Source organism: Mesorhizobium sp., from assembly GCF_005063415.1.
Classification (GTDB): Bacteria; Pseudomonadota; Alphaproteobacteria; order Rhizobiales; family Rhizobiaceae; genus Mesorhizobium.
The window spans coordinates 1-2,500 of sequence record NZ_SUEG01000179.1 but is presented as its reverse complement, the minus strand read 5'-3'; the positions used below and the strand labels follow the sequence as shown (position 1 = coordinate 2,500).

General features: G+C 59.5%; 1 protein-coding gene, 1 tRNA gene, 2 rRNA genes and 1 pseudogene (1 of these 5 cut by a window edge). 3 read left to right on the top strand and 2 right to left on the bottom strand.

The annotated features are described in order from the left end of the window. The 3 genes from E5W70_RS28380 to E5W70_RS28370 all read left to right on the top strand — a co-directional run. A 23S ribosomal RNA gene (locus tag E5W70_RS28380) occupies positions 1–1,133 on the top strand (it extends 1,666 nt beyond the left edge of the window). A 96-nt stretch (positions 1,134–1,229) separates the two neighbouring features. Beyond that, positions 1,230–1,344, top strand: a 5S ribosomal RNA gene (rrf, locus tag E5W70_RS28375). A gap of 130 nt (positions 1,345–1,474) precedes the next feature. Then, positions 1,475–1,551 (top strand) — tRNA-Met (locus tag E5W70_RS28370). A 190-nt stretch (positions 1,552–1,741) separates the two neighbouring features. On the opposite strand, the gene E5W70_RS28365 is transcribed toward E5W70_RS28370, so the two are convergent. Next, complete coding sequence (locus tag E5W70_RS28365) at positions 1,742–2,248, bottom strand: L-2-amino-thiazoline-4-carboxylic acid hydrolase (protein ID WP_292664626.1); 507 nt, start codon at positions 2,246–2,248, stop codon at positions 1,742–1,744. After that, positions 2,245–2,500, bottom strand: a pseudogene (locus tag E5W70_RS28360) (peptide ABC transporter ATP-binding protein); the annotation flags it as partial. The gene E5W70_RS28365 and the pseudogene E5W70_RS28360, both read right to left, overlap by 4 nt.

The window sequence follows — 2,500 nt, the reverse complement described above, 5'->3', positions numbered from 1 at the left end:
GGAGGGTGGCACAGACCAGGGGGTAGCGACTGTTTATCAAAAACACAGGGCTCTGCGAAGTCGCAAGACGACGTATAGGGTCTGACGCCTGCCCGGTGCTGGAAGGTTAAGAGGAGGGGTGCAAGCTCTGAATCGAAGCCCCAGTAAACGGCGGCCGTAACTATAACGGTCCTAAGGTAGCGAAATTCCTTGTCGGGTAAGTTCCGACCTGCACGAATGGCGTAACGACTTCCCCGCTGTCTCCAGCATAGACTCAGTGAAATTGAATTCCCCGTGAAGATGCGGGGTTCCTGCGGTTAGACGGAAAGACCCCGTGCACCTTTACTATAGCTTTACATTGGCATTCGTAGTGGCATGTGTAGGATAGGTGGTAGGCTTTGAAACCTGGGCGCCAGCTCAGGTGGAGCCACCCTTGAAATACCACCCTTATCACTATGGATGTCTAACCGCGGCCCGTTATCCGGGTCCGGGACAATGTATGGTGGGTAGTTTGACTGGGGCGGTCGCCTCCTAAAGAGTAACGGAGGCGCGCGATGGTGGGCTCAGAACGGTCGGAAATCGTTCGCTGAGTGCAATGGCATAAGCCTGCCTGACTGCGAGACTGACAAGTCGAGCAGAGACGAAAGTCGGTCATAGTGATCCGGTGGTCCCGCGTGGAAGGGCCATCGCTCAACGGATAAAAGGTACGCCGGGGATAACAGGCTGATGACCCCCAAGAGTCCATATCGACGGGGTTGTTTGGCACCTCGATGTCGACTCATCGCATCCTGGGGCTGGAGCAGGTCCCAAGGGTATGGCTGTTCGCCATTTAAAGCGGTACGTGAGTTGGGTTCAGAACGTCGTGAGACAGTTCGGTCCCTATCTGCCGTGGGTGTAGGAATATTGAAAGGATCTGTCCCTAGTACGAGAGGACCGGGATGGACGGATCTCTGGTGGACCTGTTGTGGCGCCAGCCGCATAGCAGGGTAGCTATATCCGGACGGGATAACCGCTGAAGGCATCTAAGCGGGAAACCCACCTTAAAACGAGTATTCCCTGAGAACCGTGGAAGACGACCACGTTGATAGGCCGGGTGTGGAAGAGCGGCAACGCTTGAAGCTTACCGGTACTAATAGTTCGATCGGCTTGATCGTTCTCATTCCTAATGCCCATTTCTGGTGACAATCCTTAGATTGCGCCGAGATGGATGGCACAGAAAACAGCTTCTCGAGCAACGTGCGTTTTGCCGACCTGGTGGTTATGGCGGAGCGGCTGCACCCGATCCCATTCCGAACTCGGCCGTGAAACGCTCCAGCGCTGATGGTACTTCGTCTCAAGACGCGGGAGAGTAGGTCGCTGCCAGGTCTGCCAAGCGCACGTTGTTTAATCTTCTCCTTACGAACAGGCCCGCCAACGGGACTCCGGGCCGCGCAAGCGGCCCTTTCATTTGGCGGAAGCTTGAATTCGGTGAGCCAAGGCTTACCTTTAGGGTTGACGCGGGGTGGAGCAGCCCGGTAGCTCGTCAGGCTCATAACCTGAAGGTCACAGGTTCAAATCCTGTCCCCGCAACCAAATACGAAAACGGCCCGCCTTATGCGGGCCGTTTTCGTTTTGATACCACCCCTGCACAAAATGCATCGAACCCCGGTAGCCCTACGGCGCCGGGGTTTTTGTTTTGGGGCGTGCTGCCAAACACCGGAGCAGCGCGCGCGGGGACGGAATTCCACAATCTCGCCGACACCTGCGCTGCATGGATGCAGCTCTAACCGGCATCCCGGTTGGCCAAGGCGATGTGGCAGCAACCGGGGCCATGGCCCGGTGTCCAGGTGACGTTGTCGAAGCGCACTCCGGTGGCCTCGAACAGGCCACGGTCGAAGGCGCCGGCGATGCGGCAGAGCGTGGCGAGCTTCTCGTCGCCGACGCCGGCTTCGACCCAAGCGTCCTTCAGCGGACAGCGCCTGACCTTGAAGGCGATGCGGTCCGGGCCGCGTTCGACGTCGGTCGGATAGATGCGGCCGCCATCCGGGCTGACGGCCAGGAACGCCTCGCCGATCGCCGGTGCGTCGTTCGGGCCGAAATCGGCGAAGGCCACCGCCGCAACCTCCTTGCCGCGCCGTTCGATGGTGCGGATCATGATCGTCTCAGCCTTTTCCGCGCCAACTTCCGCGGTTAGCTCGTCGAGCAACAGACGATAGAGATCGGCGCGGTTGCGGAAGGCGGAATCGAGTTCGCGCGACAGTTTTTCGGCTCGGGCTTCGACGTCGGTCATGATGCGTCCTGTTCGATCCTTGACACTTTTGGCGCCGCCGCCACCAGCGCCTTGCCGATCGCGGATTGCGGCGCGTCGATGACGGTGCGGGCATCGCCGCTCTCGGCAATGCGCCCGGCGTCCAGAATGGCGACGCGGTGGGCGATGGCACGGACGACGCCGAGATCGTGCGAAATGAACAGATAGGCGATGCGCTCCTCGCGTTGAAGGTCGAGCAGCAGCCGCAGGATCTGCGCGCGCACCGAAACGTCG